This window comes from Sporosarcina sp. E16_8, assembly GCF_017347095.1.
Taxonomy (GTDB): Bacteria; Bacillota; Bacilli; order Bacillales_A; family Planococcaceae; genus Sporosarcina.
The window spans coordinates 14,804-31,318 of the sequence record NZ_JADPRZ010000043.1; the positions used below are offsets into that span (position 1 = coordinate 14,804).

Here is a 16,515-nt window from a genome sequence, read left to right on the forward strand (position 1 = left end):
TGTGATTTGAAGTGAAACGGAAGTTAACCGAAATCGCTGATTGGATACAGGCGGCAAGCCAAAATTTAGAAGATATATTCGTAACGGGTGTGTCTATTGATTCGCGGACTGCAACGGCGGGGGATCTATTTATCCCTTTTCGCGGGGAACAAGTAAACGGCCACAATTATGTGGAACAAGCGATTAAACAGGGTGCGGTTGCATCTTTATGGATGAAAGATGAACCGAATCCACCTGCAAATTTACCGCTACTATTTGTCGAGGATCCCGAGTTGGCGCTCCAGGAAATGGCGCGTGTTTACCGAGGGATGCTTCATTGTAAAGTCGTTGGAATAACAGGCTCGAATGGCAAAACATCAACAAAGGATTTAATTGCAAGTGTTTTGGCGCCTTATTTTAACGTGCGAAAAACGGAAGGCAATTATAATAACGAACTTGGATTACCGCTTACGATATTGTCGCTTGAGGAAGATACCGAGTTCGCCATCTTGGAAATGGGTATGAGCGGGTTCGGAGAAATTTCCTTTTTATCGAAATTAGCGAAACCGCACTTTGCTGTTATTACGAATATCGGGGAAGCGCATATGCAGGATCTTGGATCACGTGCAGGTATCGCCAAAGCAAAATTCGAAATAATCGACGGACTGCAAGAGGGCGGAAAGCTTTTTTATGACGGCGATGAACCGCTCCTGAAGGGGCTTGTTGATCAACTACCTGCTGTGCAGGCTATTTCGTTTGGCTACGAAATAGAAAATGTGTTGTCACTCGAAAAGATTGAATCCGGCGATGAAGGAAGTCGCTTTACGGTCACAGGCTTACTAGACGGAGAATTCACAATCCCTGTATATGGCGCACATCAAGTAAAAAATGCTCTGGCCGCGATTCTTATTGCGAATGAAGTAGCTATTAGTGTCGATGACATCCGTGGGTCACTTCGCCAAGCGTCCTTAACGGATATGCGTATGCAACCGGTTATTGTCGACAATGGTGCATTGTTCATTAATGACGCCTATAATGCAGCACCGACATCAATGCGTGCAGCGCTTGCTTTCATGGAGGACACTAGATTACGTAAAGAAAAATGGGTTGTACTTGCTGATATGTTAGAACTGGGTAATGAAGAGCGGATTTATCATGAAAATCTAGCCGGAGAACTAGCAGCTATGAAGCCAGAAGGAATTATGCTCTATGGTCCGCGCATGAAATGGCTACATGATAAATTACAAAACGGAGGCATGGAAACGCGACTATTATGGTCGGAAAAAGATTATTCGCCAATTGTGGACGCTCTCCGGGAATATACGAGCAAAGATTCAATCGTCCTATTAAAAGGTTCGCGTGGAATGGCACTTGAACATATTCTAGAAGATCTGATGGGTAAAGGAGCCGGGAAATGAAAACGGGTGTCCTATTCATACACGGCTTTACAGGCGGTCCACTTGAAGTACGACCGTTTGTGAACTTCCTGAAAATGAAAACGAACTGGCAGTTAGCTATACCGACATTGCCTGGCCATGGCATTACACTCAATCTTGAAAAAGGGTCCGCTGATTCCTGGCTGATGGAAGCTGAACTTGCACTTAGAAGACTACAAAAAGAAGTCGACCGCGTAATTGTGGTCGGCTTTTCGATGGGTGGACTGATTGCAATGTATCTTGCGCTACGGTATAAAATCGACAAACTTGTCTTATTAAGCGCGGCGGCAAAATATATAAGTCCACGTATCATTTTGAAAGAAATGAGAATCATGTTGGCAAAACCGCTTCTGAAAAAATATCCTCCAAATACATTTTATCATCTGTACGAGTACAAGATGACGCACACGCCGCTACGTGCCGTCTTCGAGTTTTTACGCATTGTGAGCATCGTCAAACCCTATTATGGTTTGATTAAAACACCTGTATGCATTGTTCAAGGCGAGAAAGACGGAATTGTTCCAATTGCTACCGCGGAGCACTTACTAAAAAAACTTGGCTCCGAAAAAAAGGAATTCATAAAATCACCTGTTGGGAAGCATCATATCTGTTACAGCGACGACTGTGACAATTGGTTCAATGAAGTGCTGCGGTTCATGAGAGAAGACTGACCACGGGGACGTGAAGCTTCCGCTTTTTCATCGATGTCTAGCTCCAACGGCCGGACGCTCGGGTCATAAGCGGAACCGGCTAGGAAGGATTGAACTGCATCCTTCCCGGGCAAAGAACGCCGCTTCGCAGGTCCAGCTTATGCCGGGCCTACAGGATGTAGGTCATGCAGCCATTGCCGCAGGAAGCGGCGTACTTTGGTTGCGTTCCCTAGGCGGCCGCTTCCGCTTTTCTACGAGTAAACTGATTATTACTACTTAAGCGGATTGATTGCGAAGTGCTTTTTCCCGTGGTATACTATGTTGAACATTGGATACATTTACGTAGCACTCTTCAATAAATGAAGGGTACTTTTTTTTGAATATAACGGTTTGCTCATATAAGTTGGACGAATAGTCCATTGATCGAACCGCTCGGCAAAGACCGGGCTTTCCTTTTCAACCATAACCTCTACTTATACTATAGAGAATGCAAAATATCGGAAACGTTCCCTTTTAACAGGCTCGAATTTGCCGTGCCTTCATTTGCAAATGTAACCAATTGTCAAATGAAAAAACAAAGGAGATTGATAAGTTTGACTAATTTTTCGGAATTAAACATCAGTGAATCAACACAACGCGCACTATCTAAAATGGGGTTTGAAGAAGCAACACCAATCCAAGAAGGTACTGTCCGTTTTGGTATGGAAGGTCGCGACGTTATCGGCCAGGCACAAACTGGTACTGGTAAAACAGCTGCATTCGGTATCCCAATCATTGAAAAAGTAGATACTAAAAACCCAGCAGTACAAGCACTTGTAATTGCTCCAACACGCGAATTAGCTATTCAGGTTTCTGAAGAAATCGCAAGAATTGGTGCTGACAAACGTGTACGAATTCTTTCTGTTTACGGTGGACAAGAAATCGGACGTCAGATCCGTGCATTGCGCAATAATCCACAAATTATCGTTGGTACGCCAGGACGTATTCTTGACCATATCAAACGTAAAACATTGAAGCTTGACGGCGTACAAACACTTGTACTCGACGAAGCAGATGAAATGTTGAACATGGGCTTCATCGAAGATATCAACACGATTCTTGCAAGCGTGCCATCTGAGCGTCAAACGCTTTTATTCTCGGCTACTATGCCTGGACCGATTCGCAAAATTGCGGAAACGTTCATGAAAAACCCGGAAATGGTTAAAATCAAGTCCAAAGAAATGACAGTTGAAAATATTGAACAGTTCTTCGTAAAAGCACAGGAACGTGAGAAATTCGATGTTCTATCCCGCTTGCTTAATGTTCAACAACCTGAACTTGCAATCATCTTTGGTCGTACAAAACGTCGCGTTGACGAACTATCTCAGGCACTAAGTATCCGCGGATACATTGCTGAAGGAATTCACGGCGACTTGACTCAAGCAAAACGGATGTCAGTCCTTAAGCAATTCAAAGAAGGTAAAGTTGATATTCTTGTTGCAACTGACGTTGCGGCACGTGGACTTGACATTTCAGGCGTAACACACGTTTATAACTTCGATATTCCACAAGATCCTGAAAGCTATGTTCACCGTATCGGTCGTACTGGGCGCGCAGGTAAAAGTGGAGTGGCAATTACATTTGTAACACCACGTGAAATGGGTTACCTTCGTATTGTAGAAGAAACAACTAAAAAACAAATGACTCCATTGAATCCACCATCTTCTGACGAAGCAATTCTTGGTCAGCAACGTGTGGCTGTGGAACAACTTACTGAAATTGTTACTAAAAATGAATTGAGTGATTACACACAACTTGCAGCTGATTTGCTTGAGAAATTCGAAGCTAAAGATTTAGTTGCAGCAGCACTTCGTTCATTAACTCGCGAACCGAATGATACGCCTGTATCAATTTCGGAAGAGCGTCCATTACCATCACGCGGAAATTCTCGCGGCGGCGGTGGCGGTGGCTATAAAGGCAACCGTAGTGGCGGACGTCCATCAAGCGGTGGCGGCGGTCGTGGTTATGGCGGCGGCGGAGCTCGTCGTAGTGGCGGAAGTGGCGGCAACGCACCTAGTGGTGGCGGTAGCCGTGACGGAGCTAGAAGAGAAAGCAGCAGTCGTTCACGTACTACTAAATCAGATCGTTAATAACGTACTTTTACAAAATCCGGGTAGCGCAATAAGCGCATACCCGGATTTTTTTGTATAGCATAAAATTTTTTAGATGAATGCGAGAACTGAACAACGTAACCGCGACAAAGAAACGTATCGGCGGAACTAAACAACGTAAAGCTGGATGTATGCAACATCACCCCTGAACTAAACAACACTACGCGAGAACAAAACAACGTTACCGCAACAAAGCAACGTTTCGTCTGAACTAGACAACGTAAAGCTGGCAGTATGCAACGTAAACCCTGAACTAAACAACGCTACGCGAAAACTAAACAACGTAACCCTAAGCTCGGTAAACAACAATCCATCAAAATGAAACATATCACGTTCTTAATCGTATAGAATAAGTAGAAGGGAAGAGGTGTTCATATGAGAGAACAACCGGTGAATCAGATATCGGAAAAAGGGTTAAAAGTGTGGAGATTATATGGCATTATAGAAACAGGATTCCTTTTACTTGGAGCAATTGGTGCGGGCGTATTGAGTTACATATTTGAAGGCCCGTGGTGGATATATGCGGTAACTCCAGTCCTCGTCATCATATTTGCGTACTTTTTCATTTATTTATTTCCAAAACTAAGATGGATGCGGTGGCGCTATGAAGTGCGTGAATCAGAAATTGAGCTGCAACATGGTATTTTTATTGTCAAACGGACATTGATCCCAATGGTGCGTGTTCAACACGTAGACACGGCGCAAGGGCCTATTCTACGGAAATATAATTTGGCAGAAATCACAATTTCCACGGCGGCGACAAACCATACCATCCCTGCACTTGTGATGGAAGAGGCGGATGAACTTCGAAGCAGGATATCTGCGCTTGCAAGGGTGGCGGAAGAAGATGTCTGAGACACGTTATAAATTACACTGGATTACAGCGATTATTGAAGTGTTGAAAACAGCGAAAGAAGCGATACTGCCAATCATTGTCCTCGTGTTTGCGAATGGACTGAATGATGTGGGGTCTGGAAAATGGTATTTAGATTATTTATCATTCATCATTTTCGGCGTCCTTATTATTGCTTTTTTCATCACTGGTATTATTAAGTGGAAACGTTTCGAGTATTGGTTCGAAGACAATGAGCTTCGAATCGAATATGGTTTATTTGTGAAAAAGAAACGTTATATTCCGTTCGACCGAATTCAAAGTCTCGATTATACGGAAGGGATTTTGCACCGGCCTTTCAAGCTTGTCAAAGTGAAAGTGGAGACAGCAGGCAGCTCCTCTTCGAAGAAGTCGGAGGCGGAATTGACCGCTATTACGAAAGAAGCGGCAAGTAGAATTGAAATGGAAATAGCGCAGGCGAAAAGTGGTAAGAAGGCAATTTTGCAGGAAAATGAAGTGCTGACGGAAATAATTCAAGCAGTGGAAGAACCGCTAAGGAAATCAGTCTTTACAATGTCGTCGAAAGGTCTACTTATCCTAGCGACTACATCGGGCGGGATTGGGATTATTTTTTCAGGAGTGGGTATCTTCTTATCACAATTTGCTGAAATGATTCCGTTTGAATGGATGTATGAAGAGATATCGGGATTCATCAAATTCGGCCTTCTAATCGTTGCGGTTGTTGTTTTTTTAGGATTTGTTCTTGTGTGGGGGATATCGGTCGCTATGACATTCCTGGCGTATTACGGTTTTAATGTTTCACTTGAAAAAGAGGACATCGTAATTACACGCGGTCTACTGGAGAAAAAACGAATGACAGTGCCGCTAAACAGGGTTCAAAGCGTACGCATTATTGAGAATCCAATTAGGCAGCTATTCGGCTACGCGGCTGTCGCGATTGATAGTGCAGGTGGAGGCGGGGCAGAAGGAGCTAAAATTAATTTATTTCCTTTGGTGAAGAAAGCGGATATCTACGGACCATTGAAAGAGATATTCCCGGAACTTATTCTTGAAGAGCCGACGGGGAAATTGCCGGCACGTGGCAAGCGCTTTTTCTATCGTATCGATTTCTTATGGATGATTCCTGCAATCGGCGCAATGACGTACTTTTTCTTTCCGTATGGATTGTTGTCGCTGCTCATCGTGCCGGTCATTGTCCTATTCGGATTGTGGCAACACCGCTCGGTTGCTTACGGGATTTCAGGTAATCAGCTGACGATGCGATTCAGGAACATTAGCCTTCAGACCGCTTTCTTGATGAAAAATAGAATTCAATCGATGGAAATGAAACAAAGTTACTTTCACAAACGCAAAAATGTAGCAACAATAGCCACAAATATCAAATCGGGTCTGAGTACTTTCAGTGCACAAGTACCTCATATGGAAGAGTTGGAAGCCGATCAACTACTTTCATGGTATGAGAAAAATGCTCGAATCTAGATGTAAAATCTCTACGTTATAACTTATCCACAGTGCAAAAATTTATAATTTACTAGACGACAAAAAGAGCAGGAATAACCTGCTCTTCTAACTTCTTTTTTTACTTTTCCAACTGACAATCCGTTTCGGATGAAAATAGCTAAGGCCTATTAAAAATCCGACGACTAACCCTGCGATATGGGCGGTTGTATTAATGTTGGGCTGGACATAGGTCATGATTACGCTGATAACAATAATTGGTAGGATAATCTGTCTTAGCTGCGGTAAGATATGCTTCGTATAATAGACAAGTGCTCCAAATGCTCCAAGAATGCCGAAAACTGCACCACTTGCACCTAGACTTTGATAGTCAGGAGCTTGTAGGAAAAACGTTGCAATATTAGCGAAAATACCCGATAGCATATATATTGTCAGAAAGCGTGCCTTACCTGCGATTTTCTCAAGTTCAGGTCCGAAGATAAAAAGAGAGAACATATTAAACAGCAGGTGCATGATACCACCGTGAAGGAACATGGGTGTCAGCAATCTCCACCATTCCCCGTCGGAGATAAGGAAGTTGACGCCGACGCCGGCGTATAATACTTGTGTTCCGATAAACGGTATGAGCGTCACTAGATAAATCAGGATATTCAGAGCAAGGAAAAACGTCACCACCGGATAAAGCCGGATGTATTGCGAGAAGCTTTCTGTACGGCTAAACATGTATTCACCTCAATCTATGACTTCATTATACATATTTTATCGTCTAGTCTCCAGCACTTGATCAAAGCGTTTACGATTTTATTGAAAACTGTGGAAGGAGGAATTATTTTGATTGCAGGAATTGGGCTTGATATCGTCGAATTGGATAGAATAGCTAAGTTGGATGCTAGGTCTCCGAAATTCCGCATGCGCATTTTAACGGTGGAAGAGCTGGAAATTTACGAATCGCACACGACTAATCGGCAAATAGAATTCCTTGCGGGCCGCTTTGCAGGAAAAGAAGCGTTTGCTAAGGCGAAAGGAACAGGAATTGGAACGCAGTGTAGTTTCTTAGACATCAGTATATTGCCTGAACCGAGTGGCAAACCGACTGTTTTTTTCAAGGGTGATTTAATCGCTGGCTTCATTTCTATAACTCATACGAGAACCGTAGCAGCAGCCCAAGTTATCCTTCTTGCATAATTGTTCGTCCTTCCTCATAAGATGACCTACCCGATTGAAATGAGAAAGGATGAACTGTATGCGTAGCCGAATATTTGCTGTTTTGTTAGTTGTAGTCATGGTGATCCTTGCGGCATGTGGAGCACCGTCGAAAGAGGATGTCATGAAGAAACTTAGTGGAAAGTGGAACGAAGCGAAGGGGTATGACTTGCAAGCGACCATGGAAATTAAGACTGGAGCAGAGCCGCGTTCATACGAAGTCGCCGTTTGGCATACGAAGCCGGCTTTTTATCGCGTTAATGTAACACAGGCGGGCAGTAAGGATTCCCAGATGATTGTTCGTAATAAAGAAGGTGTGTTTGTAGTTACACCATCACTTGGTAAGACCTACAAGTTCCAAAGTGACTGGCCTGCACAAAATAGCCAGGCGTATTTAATAGGTGCCCTGTCAGAAGATATTAAAGCTGATAAAAATGCGACGATGACGGAAAAAGAGAAAACGTACGTCTTTGAAACAGCCACGAGAAATAACCATAAGAAGGTTTTGCCAACCCAGCAGATCCATATTGACAAAAAGACACTGCTGCCAACTTATGTCTCTGTTTTGGATGAAAATAAAGTGGAGAAGATTCGCATTACATTCAATAAGATTACACTTGGCGTCGAACGAAAAGCTGCAGATTATGCAGTAGATATGGATGCTACGGATACAGGTAAAGAAACCGAACCAGCCGTCGAAGATGAAAAAACAGGACTCTCAACGTTTTATCCATCGGTAGCTTGGGCGGATGGCACTCTTGTTGATGAAGAAATTGTGAAAATGGATAGCGGTACACGATCATTTATGACTTTTGGTGGGGAGAAAGAGTTCATTATTGTTCAGGAGCCAGCAGTTAGGGCAGACAATAAAATGCCGGTCTCAGTTGAAGGTGATCCTGTCGATCTTGGATTTACTGTTGCTGCACTTACAGGAAATTCGATCCGTTGGGAAAGTGCAGGCGTTTCATTCTTCATTGCATCCGATAAGTTGACACAAGATGAACTAATTGAAGTAGCTGGATCAATGAAAGAGGAGGGGATGAAATAATATAACTAAGGTTGACGAAGAAAGGGCGAGGGGTGGATAATAGAGAGCACTACAGTACAAATGAGGGATTGTTATGGAAGACTCTATTCATTATCGTCCAACACAAGCGGTCGTCGATCTTGCGGCGATTCAAGCCAATGTTCGGAATTTGAAAGAGTATTTGGGGAGCGAAACCGCGGTTATTGCAGTTGTAAAAGCAGATGGTTACGGCCACGGCGAGGTGGAAGTAGCTCAAGCTGTTTTTGAAGTCGGCGCAGAAATGGTCTCGGTGGCAACTCCTGACGAGGCAGTACGACTCCGAGTGGCGGGTATTAGCGGGGACATCCTTGTTATGGGGCCGTCTCCGCTTGTGTTTGCTGAAAAAGCAGCTGAATTGGGGATTATACTAACAGTTTCGAGTGCTGAGTGGTTGCAAGCGGCATTAGACGTCAGTAAAAAATCCATGCAACAATTGAGGATTCATATAAAGATTGACAGCGGAATGGGTAGAATCGGATTGAGGGATGAGAGTGCTCTTCGGTCCCTTATGTCGGTCGTTAATTGTTCTAAACAAGTGCTACTGGACGGTATCTTCACACACTTCGCTTGTGCTGATGAAGAAAATCCTGAAAGTGCGGAAGAACAATTTACTAAGTTCATGGGGCTGGTGCAGACGTTGTCTGAAAAACCACGACTTGTTCATGCTTCGAATAGTGCGGCAACCCTTCTCTATCCTGAATATGCCCTTGACGCAGTACGTTTCGGAATCGGACTTTATGGCATAGCCCCATCTGAATATGTAGGAGGGAAATTACCATTTCGTCTTGAGAAATCATTGCGAATCGAAAGTGAACTTGCTTATGTGAAGGTGTTGGAGGCGGACAATCGAATCAGCTATGGCGGTACCTATGTAACATCCAGCGCGGAATGGATTGGCACAATACCAATGGGTTATGCAGATGGTTTGAGACGTGGTCTGCGCGGCCAGGAAGTACTAATCGGTGGAGAACGAATGCCCATTGTTGGAACCATCTGCATGGATCAATGCATGGTGAAGCTTCCACGGGAAATGCTTGTTGGTGAAAAAGTTATTCTAATAGGTCGTCAAGGTACTGAAGAAGTTACCGTGGAAGAGTGGGCCGAGCGACTTGGCACTATTCCATATGAAATTGCTGTTTCCATTGCGAAGCGAGTACCGAGAATATACACAGGGAAAGATGGACAGAATATATAATATTCGCACATTCGACAAAAAACTTAGCAGCTTTGCAGAATCCTGTCAATAAAATTCCTATCGTGTCTTTTCATTGTCGGTATACAATGGTAAGATGGACTTGTATTGAAATGAGGGAACGGGTTTGTCGGAGGTGCTAACGTTGCGTGCAAATAAAAACATTAAAGAAATTATTGTTAAAATTCCGAAACGGATGCTGAATGAAAATGAACATACGGTCGTCCATCAGGAACTGGACCGTGGTGATTTCGTTTATATTTCGACAAAGCGATATGTAACTGACTATGAATCGGATACGATCAGAGAAGAGATGATGAACGGTTATCTCGAAATGTCGCAAATCAACCTTAGAATCGCCACGGAATGCTTGCATGTGGAATTTGAAGCCCAGCATACGGTGGAACGTCTCGTAAGCGGAGGATGAAAAGTTGGCAATAAAACGTGGAGACGTCTTTTTTGCAGATCTGTCGCCTGTTGTTGGTTCTGAACAGGGAGGAACGAGACCAGTCCTGGTTATCCAAAATGATATAGGAAATCGGTTTAGTCCGACGGTTATTATTGCGGCAATTACTGCGCAAATTCAAAAAGCGAAATTGCCTACACATGTTGAAATCGATGCGGTACGATATGGCTTCGAGCGGGATTCGGTTATTCTGCTCGAACAGGTCCGCACGATTGACAAGTCGAGGCTTACTGATAAGATCACGCATCTAGATGAATTTTTGATGGAGCAGGTCGATGAAGCGCTCGAAGTAAGTTTCGGCCTCATCAAATTCTGAGCATACATATAAAAGAAACACCATGGGATCCATTTCTGTGGTGTTTTTTGATTTATTAAGTTTTGGCAAGAATCCTATAATCTTATTTATGTGACAAAAAGAGTGTACTGCAGAACTATTTTCGATACAATGAAAGCATGGTTACTATAGTTTCATAAGGAGGCTTATCGAGACAATTATGAATAAGCGAATGGTAGAGGGCATCAATCAGTATATGGATGAAATTATTGAACGCTGGCAATTGAGCATGAAAGAAGAAAAAGGAGAACGTTTTTTTCATTTCATGCCGGCTAACCTCGTTGAAAAGACAAGCAGAGAATTTGCGGAACTGATGACATCCAATTTTTCGGGAAGCGATAATATAAATTCAGAAAAATTGAATGACTTCACTGAGAAAGTAGTCCGTTTCGGTTGGTCTATAAAGTTTGTGAACAAAGCGATTGAAAACTTTTCGCAAACCACTTTCAATTTATTGGAAGAGAAAAAGATTATTGATGATAGCAATCTGCGACCTATTCTGGATGTTTTCACTAACTGGATTACTCCTCTTCGTGAAAGCATCATAGAAGCCTATTCTGCAGAATGGGACCGGACTGTTAGTTTGCAGCGAATTGCTTTGCAGGAACTATCGGCATCATTGATACCGGTTTTTGAAAAAATCTCAGTAATGCCACTTGTCGGTACTATTGATACGGAACGGGCAAAATTGATTATGGAAAACTTGCTCGAAGGTGTAGTGAAACAACGCGCTGAAGTAGTCCTTCTTGATATTACTGGTGTACCGGTGGTGGACACTATGGTTGCCCATCACATCATTCAAGCCGCCGATGCAGTTCGTCTTGTTGGAGCGAAATGTATGCTCGTTGGAATCCGTCCGGAAATTGCCCAAACAATTGTTACGCTAGGTATTAATCTGAACGATTTCACAACAACGAGCACGTTGCAACTTGGGATGCAGAGGGCTCTAAGACTGACAAACCGCACAATAGTGGAGGTCGAACAATCATGAATATGCGAATTCCGATATTGAAACTAAATGATACGTTAATCGTCTCTGTTCAGTGGGAACTTGACGATCAGACGGCAATTCAGTTCCAGGAGGATCTATTGAAGAAAATGCATGAAACATCGGCAAGAGGTGTCGTTATCGATTTGACGCCAATTGATTTCATCGATTCTTTTATTGCAAAAGTGCTGGGGGACGTTATTAGCATGTCGGGTTTGATGGGGGCGAAGGTCGTCATTACAGGTATCCAACCAGCCGTTGCAATTACACTTATTGAACTTGGGATCCGTTTGGAGAACGTTTTGACAGCGCTAGATCTCGAAAACGGGTTGGACAAACTTCGTAAAGAATTGGAGGCCTAACCATGGAGTACCGGTCTTCTGTAGATATATACACGGAATGGGACATTGTTGCCGCTCGACAGCTTGGCCGGAATGAAGCAAAAAAGTCAGGCTTCGGAACAGTCGATCAGGCACGTATTACGACGGCTATTAGTGAGTTAGCCCGCAATATATACTTATATGCTGGAAAAGGAAAAATCGAAATCACGAGACATTCTGAAAATGATGTATATGGAATTACGATTATAGCTTCTGATGATGGCCCTGGAATTAGGGATATGCGTAAGGTAATGGAAGATGGCTTTTCGACCTCGGGAGGACTGGGTGCAGGAATGCCGGGTGTAAAGAGGCTTATGGATGAATTTAAAGTGGACACGGAACTAGGGAAGGGAACAACGATTACCACCACAAAATGGTTACGATGAGGAGGTGACGATGTATGCCCGAAGAAGTTGTAAAGCAGTATAAAGAAATACTGCAGCAATATGTTGATGGACAACATGAAGAAGATCTTTATTTAGGACAACAGTTTAGCAGGCGATTCATTGAAGAAGAAATTTCACCTGAAGAAGTCATTAGTATCCATAAAGCGGCGCTCGCTCTAGTCTTACCGGATATGCCGGAAAAGCTATGGCACTCGTTTGATTTTTTGATTGAAATGATGATTCATTACGGACTTGCGCTTAGAGAGCATCAGAGTCTCATTCGAAAACAGGAAGAGATTCAGATTGAAATGAATGTAGCAGCAAAAGTACAAGATACGCTTCTGAAAACGAGGAAGCCTGATTTTAAAGAGCTTGATATTGGATTTGTAACAGAGCCAGCTAAGCAAATGAGCGGGGATTATATATACTTTCTGAATGAAAATAGTTACGAAGCGGGTGTGGCGGTAGCTGATGTTATCGGAAAAGGGATTCCGGCAGCGCTTTGCATGTCAATGATCAAATTTGGAATGGACGGTTTGCGGAATGAAAATACAAGCCCGAGGAATGTCCTTGATATTGTTAACAGGATTGTAGAAAAAAGTGTAGATGATTCGATGTTCATTTCTATGTTTTATGGGAAGTATGATGCAAGAGACTCTAGTTTTTCATATGCTACCGCTGGACATGAACCTGCCCTCCTGTATAAAGCGGCGACGGGGAAATTTACGGAGCTTCATGCCAAAGGACTTCTCCTCGGTGTTCATCCGAATGTAGTCTATGAAGAGAAATCAGTACTTCTGGAAGAAGGCGACTTTATCGCGATGATGACGGATGGCGTTACAGAGGTGCGAACGGATACTGGTTTCATAGATGATCAAATGATCAAATCGATTTTGGCAGAAATGAAAGACGAATCTGCTCAAGAAATTGCTGATACAGTATACCAAAGGCTTGCGTATCTCCAAAACTTTCATTTACGTGATGACTTCACGATTGTAATCTTCAAAAAAGAGAACGATAAGGTTTAAGACTTTAAGCGAAGGGTATATGTATCTATAATATGCTAATCTTACAAAAGGAATTCGGGGTGTAATTATGAATTTGCAAATTGACTTAGTGGAAGAGAATAGTGTTCAACGATTTAAAATTGTTGGAGAAATTGATGCGTTTACAGCACCGAAACTAAAAGAATGCCTTGCGTCAGCTGAAAATATGGAAAACATGCAAGCAGAGTTAGACTTATCTGAAGTTGGATACATGGATAGCACTGGACTTGGCGTTTTCGTCGGGTTTTATAAGGCTGTTAAGGCTAATGGAGGACATGTGAAAATAGTTGGTGTAAATGCTCGTTTAAAAAGATTATTTGAAATAACCGGTTTAGCTGAAGTTATGGATATCGTAATGGCAGAAAGTAGGGACACAGATGCAACCGTATGATTACATTGAAATCAAGGTTCCCGCAAAAGCACAATATGTTGGAGTTGCTCGGCTCGCGATTTCAGGATTGGCAAGCCGGCTTGGTTTTACTTACGATGAAATCGAAGACTTAAAGATCGCCTCAAGTGAAGCGATTACAAATGCAGTTCAGCATGCATATAAGGAAGATGATGGTGGAGAAGTTGTAGTTGGTTGTGCATTGTTTGTAGACAAACTAGAAATAATGGTCGCCGATCACGGAAAAAGTTTTGATTTTGAAGAAACGAAGAAACGCGTCGGACCATACAATGAACAGGAAGAGGTTCAATTTCTTCGGGAAGGCGGACTAGGCCTTTATTTAATGGAAACACTTATGGATGATGTAAAAGTTCTTCATGAGGAGGGCGTGACTGTATTTATGACTAAGTATCTCGGTGGAGAGCGGGGGGATGAGGATGTCGATGTCGAAAGAACCATCTCCTCATGAATCTGAAACAGAAGAAAAATCGCCACTTAAAGCGGAGATAAGCGAACCGTCAACTCGTGGAAATGGAACGAAGATAGAAGTCCTTGAATGGATTAAACGCTATCAGGAGACCAATGACGATGAGGCCCAGACAAACCTGGTTCTTCACTATGAACGCCTTATTCAATCAATCGCCCGAAAGTATTCCAATGGAAAATCCTTTCATGAAGATATTGTCCAAGTAGGTATGTTAGGACTTCTTGGAGCAATACGTAGGTATAATCCGGAATTCGGAAGAAGCTTCGAAGCGTTCGCAGTGCCAACAGTCATCGGTGAAATTAAACGTTTTCTTCGTGATAAGACATGGGCAATACATGTTCCCCGTCGTATAAAAGAATTGGGGCCAAAAATCAAGGCAGCTGTAGAAAAGTTAACGATAGAGATGCAACGTTCTCCCCTTGTTAGTGAAATTGCGGAGTATCTTGATGTTGAAGAAGAATTGGTCCTTGAAGCGATGGAGATGGGGAGAAGTTATCAAGCACTCTCAATGGATCATACCCTTGAAGCTGATTCTGAGGGAGGTACGATAACTCTTTTCGACATTATTGGTGAAACTGATGGTGGCTTTGAGAAAACAGATCAACGTATGGTAGTTGCGAATGCTCTAAATGTTTTATCGGAACGTGAAAAACAAATCATCCAGTATACATATATTGAACAACTGAGCCAAAAAGAAACGGGAGAACGACTAGGTATCTCTCAAATGCATGTTTCAAGACTTCAGCGCAAAGCGATTAAGAAGTTACAGGAAGCAATATTGTCGGCTGGTGGTGTGTTATAGTGGACTCGATAATAACAGAACATGTTGAAGCGTATGTTTATCAGGAAGCGAAGTTTGGAAATAGAGAATGTGGTGATACCTACTTTATCCATGCAGAGGAAGACTATTTCGTCTGCGCAATTGCGGATGGGTTAGGTAATGGACCGATTGCACGCCAATCGTCTCAAATTCTTCAGAAAGTGTTGAAGGAATATCATCATGAATCAATAGACGAATTACTTAGCCGTTGTAATGAACATATGGTACAAAAACGTGGAGCTGCAGTAGCTATCGTCAAGGCCGATTACAAGCAAAAAACAATTCAGTATAGTTGTGTTGGCAATGTCCGTTTTTATATGCTTCATAATTGCGGTAAGATGATTTATCCTTTACCAGTAATGGGTTATCTTTCAGGGAGACCCCAAAAGTTAAAGATGCAACAATACAACTATGAAAAGGGCGACCTATTTTTCCTTCATTCAGATGGCGTTACGCTGAGAAGTCCAAAAGCTTCAATGAAAGAAAGTTCAGGGCCTTATGAGTTATATCAAAAAGTACTTGATTCGATTGAACATGGCGACGACGCAACATTTATAGCTGGAAGCCTACTTCTGTAAGTTTGGGGTAGGCTTTTTTGTTTGGTAAGAAATAATGAAAATTTCGACCGGGGATATCCGGCGAAAGGGGCTATTCCACGTCCGGACTCCACCGCCTGTGAACAGGTAAGAAAGTATAATTTTTATTGACTTAGAATAGTGTCTAGCTCCAGGCACCAGCCGCTCGGTTAGAAGCAATCCAGCTATGTGGCAAAGAGCGCAACATAGCTGGATCGACTTATGCCTGTCGCGGGCCTACAGGATGTAGGTCATGCAGCTGTTGCCACAGGAAGTGGCGCACTTAAGCTGCGTTCCTTTTAAGGCGACTTGCGCTTTTCTTGCCGTCCAGACTCCAACGCCTAGAGGCTCGGGTCATAAGTCGGTCCGGCTGTGCGGCAAAGAACGCCGCTTCGCCAGCTCGCCTTATGCCTGTCGCCCCTGAACAGGCGCTTGCGCTTTTGTTCGCAGGTAAGAAGGTATACGATTTTTTGACTTAGAATAGTGTCTAGCTTCAGCCGCCAGCCGCTCGGGGTCATAAGCAATCCAGCTATGTGGCAAAGAGCGCCACGTCGCTGGCTCGCCTTATGCCTGTCGCGTCTAGAAGGCGCCTTGCGCTTTTCTTAGTGTCTAGCTCCAGGCGCCAGCCGCTCGGGTCATAAGCAATCCAGCTATGTGC

The 16,515-nt window shown here is 43.2% G+C and carries 19 protein-coding genes; 18 read left to right on the forward strand and 1 reads right to left on the reverse strand.

The window, feature by feature from the left end; all coding sequences use genetic code 11:
• Nucleotides 1–11: 11 nt before the first annotated feature.
• The 5 genes from I2484_RS17010 (at nt 12) to I2484_RS17030 (ending at nt 6,547) form a co-directional block, all read left to right on the forward strand.
• Nucleotides 12–1,397: a UDP-N-acetylmuramoyl-tripeptide--D-alanyl-D-alanine ligase gene (locus I2484_RS17010; protein WP_207152256.1), complete on the forward strand. Its 1,386-nt coding sequence runs from the start codon at nt 12–14 to the stop codon at nt 1,395–1,397.
• Nucleotides 1,394–2,086, forward strand: coding sequence for an alpha/beta hydrolase (locus I2484_RS17015; protein WP_207152257.1), 693 nt, complete (start codon nt 1,394–1,396; stop codon nt 2,084–2,086). The genes I2484_RS17010 and I2484_RS17015 overlap by 4 nt, the downstream gene beginning before the upstream one ends.
• A 572-nt stretch (nt 2,087–2,658) precedes the next feature.
• Nucleotides 2,659–4,194, forward strand: coding sequence for a degradosome RNA helicase CshA (gene cshA / locus I2484_RS17020; RefSeq protein ID WP_275956886.1), 1,536 nt, complete (start codon nt 2,659–2,661; stop codon nt 4,192–4,194).
• A 396-nt stretch (nt 4,195–4,590) separates the two neighbouring features.
• Nucleotides 4,591–5,070: a PH domain-containing protein gene (locus I2484_RS17025; RefSeq protein ID WP_207152259.1), complete on the forward strand. Its 480-nt coding sequence runs from the start codon at nt 4,591–4,593 to the stop codon at nt 5,068–5,070.
• The gene (locus tag I2484_RS17030; protein ID WP_207152260.1) at nt 5,063–6,547 is read left to right on the forward strand and encodes a PH domain-containing protein; all 1,485 of its coding nucleotides are present in this window, start codon (nt 5,063–5,065) and stop codon (nt 6,545–6,547) included. Before I2484_RS17025 ends, I2484_RS17030 begins: the two co-directional genes overlap by 8 nt.
• An 87-nt stretch (nt 6,548–6,634) precedes the next feature.
• Here I2484_RS17030 and I2484_RS17035 read toward each other — a convergent pair whose 3' ends face one another.
• Nucleotides 6,635–7,249, reverse strand: coding sequence for a rhomboid family intramembrane serine protease (locus I2484_RS17035; protein ID WP_207152261.1), 615 nt, complete (start codon nt 7,247–7,249; stop codon nt 6,635–6,637).
• Nucleotides 7,250–7,357: 108 nt separating this feature from the next.
• Between I2484_RS17035 and acpS the strand changes: the two genes are divergently transcribed.
• The 13 genes from acpS to I2484_RS17100 all read left to right on the forward strand — a co-directional run bounded on the left by acpS (nt 7,358) and on the right by I2484_RS17100 (nt 15,860).
• Nucleotides 7,358–7,711: a holo-ACP synthase gene (gene acpS / locus I2484_RS17040; protein WP_207152262.1), complete on the forward strand. Its 354-nt coding sequence runs from the start codon at nt 7,358–7,360 to the stop codon at nt 7,709–7,711.
• Between the two features lie 58 nt (nt 7,712–7,769).
• Complete coding sequence (locus I2484_RS17045; protein WP_207152263.1) at nt 7,770–8,777, forward strand: LolA family protein; 1,008 nt, start codon at nt 7,770–7,772, stop codon at nt 8,775–8,777.
• A 73-nt stretch (nt 8,778–8,850) separates the two neighbouring features.
• On the forward strand, nt 8,851–9,990 hold the full coding sequence (gene alr, locus I2484_RS17050; protein WP_207152264.1) for an alanine racemase: 1,140 nt from the start codon (nt 8,851–8,853) through the stop codon (nt 9,988–9,990).
• Between the two features lie 133 nt (nt 9,991–10,123).
• Nucleotides 10,124–10,414 carry a transcriptional regulator gene (locus I2484_RS17055; RefSeq protein WP_255452426.1) on the forward strand — a complete coding sequence of 97 codons (291 nt, stop codon included), beginning with the start codon at nt 10,124–10,126 and terminating at the stop codon, nt 10,412–10,414.
• A gap of 4 nt (nt 10,415–10,418) precedes the next feature.
• Nucleotides 10,419–10,769 carry a type II toxin-antitoxin system PemK/MazF family toxin gene (locus I2484_RS17060; protein ID WP_067205315.1) on the forward strand — a complete coding sequence of 117 codons (351 nt, stop codon included), beginning with the start codon at nt 10,419–10,421 and terminating at the stop codon, nt 10,767–10,769.
• Nucleotides 10,770–10,947: 178 nt separating this feature from the next.
• A complete protein-coding gene (locus tag I2484_RS17065) occupies nt 10,948–11,778 on the forward strand; it encodes an STAS domain-containing protein (protein ID WP_207152265.1) in 831 nt (276 codons plus the stop codon).
• A complete protein-coding gene (locus I2484_RS17070) occupies nt 11,775–12,137 on the forward strand; it encodes an STAS domain-containing protein (RefSeq protein ID WP_218628050.1) in 363 nt (120 codons plus the stop codon). Before I2484_RS17065 ends, I2484_RS17070 begins: the two co-directional genes overlap by 4 nt.
• 2 nt (nt 12,138–12,139) lie before the next feature.
• Nucleotides 12,140–12,541: an anti-sigma regulatory factor gene (locus I2484_RS17075; protein WP_207152266.1), complete on the forward strand. Its 402-nt coding sequence runs from the start codon at nt 12,140–12,142 to the stop codon at nt 12,539–12,541.
• Between the two features lie 14 nt (nt 12,542–12,555).
• Nucleotides 12,556–13,569, forward strand: coding sequence for a PP2C family protein-serine/threonine phosphatase (locus tag I2484_RS17080; RefSeq protein WP_207152267.1), 1,014 nt, complete (start codon nt 12,556–12,558; stop codon nt 13,567–13,569).
• 67 nt (nt 13,570–13,636) lie between these two features.
• Complete coding sequence (locus tag I2484_RS17085) at nt 13,637–13,978, forward strand: STAS domain-containing protein (protein ID WP_207152268.1); 342 nt, start codon at nt 13,637–13,639, stop codon at nt 13,976–13,978.
• Nucleotides 13,965–14,444: an anti-sigma B factor RsbW gene (gene rsbW / locus I2484_RS17090; RefSeq protein ID WP_207152269.1), complete on the forward strand. Its 480-nt coding sequence runs from the start codon at nt 13,965–13,967 to the stop codon at nt 14,442–14,444. Before I2484_RS17085 ends, rsbW begins: the two co-directional genes overlap by 14 nt.
• Nucleotides 14,413–15,264 (forward strand): RNA polymerase sigma factor SigB, encoded by an 852-nt coding sequence (gene sigB, locus I2484_RS17095; protein WP_481886418.1) that lies wholly within the window; start codon nt 14,413–14,415, stop codon nt 15,262–15,264. Before rsbW ends, sigB begins: the two co-directional genes overlap by 32 nt.
• Nucleotides 15,264–15,860 carry a SpoIIE family protein phosphatase gene (locus tag I2484_RS17100; protein WP_207152270.1) on the forward strand — a complete coding sequence of 199 codons (597 nt, stop codon included), beginning with the start codon at nt 15,264–15,266 and terminating at the stop codon, nt 15,858–15,860. The genes sigB and I2484_RS17100 overlap by 1 nt, the downstream gene beginning before the upstream one ends.
• The last annotated feature ends 655 nt before the right edge of the window (nt 15,861–16,515 follow it).

Bases quoted from the DNA above. Each gene is read 5' to 3' on its own strand.
- I2484_RS17015 (WP_207152257.1), top strand. From the start codon at position 1,394: ATGAAAACGGGTGTCCTATTCATACACGGCTTTACAGGCGGTCCACTT.
- I2484_RS17025 (WP_207152259.1), top strand. From the start codon at position 4,591: ATGAGAGAACAACCGGTGAATCAGATATCGGAAAAAGGGTTAAAAGTG.
- I2484_RS17030 (WP_207152260.1), top strand. From the start codon at position 5,063: ATGTCTGAGACACGTTATAAATTACACTGGATTACAGCGATTATTGAA.
- I2484_RS17035 (WP_207152261.1), bottom strand. From the start codon at position 7,249: ATGTTTAGCCGTACAGAAAGCTTCTCGCAATACATCCGGCTTTATCCG.
- I2484_RS17045 (WP_207152263.1), top strand. From the start codon at position 7,770: ATGCGTAGCCGAATATTTGCTGTTTTGTTAGTTGTAGTCATGGTGATC.
- alr (WP_207152264.1), top strand. From the start codon at position 8,851: ATGGAAGACTCTATTCATTATCGTCCAACACAAGCGGTCGTCGATCTT.
- I2484_RS17065 (WP_207152265.1), top strand. From the start codon at position 10,948: ATGAATAAGCGAATGGTAGAGGGCATCAATCAGTATATGGATGAAATT.
- I2484_RS17070 (WP_218628050.1), top strand. From the start codon at position 11,775: ATGAATATGCGAATTCCGATATTGAAACTAAATGATACGTTAATCGTC.
- I2484_RS17075 (WP_207152266.1), top strand. From the start codon at position 12,140: ATGGAGTACCGGTCTTCTGTAGATATATACACGGAATGGGACATTGTT.
- I2484_RS17080 (WP_207152267.1), top strand. From the start codon at position 12,556: ATGCCCGAAGAAGTTGTAAAGCAGTATAAAGAAATACTGCAGCAATAT.
- I2484_RS17085 (WP_207152268.1), top strand. From the start codon at position 13,637: ATGAATTTGCAAATTGACTTAGTGGAAGAGAATAGTGTTCAACGATTT.
- rsbW (WP_207152269.1), top strand. From the start codon at position 13,965: ATGCAACCGTATGATTACATTGAAATCAAGGTTCCCGCAAAAGCACAA.
- sigB (WP_481886418.1), top strand. From the start codon at position 14,413: ATGTCGATGTCGAAAGAACCATCTCCTCATGAATCTGAAACAGAAGAA.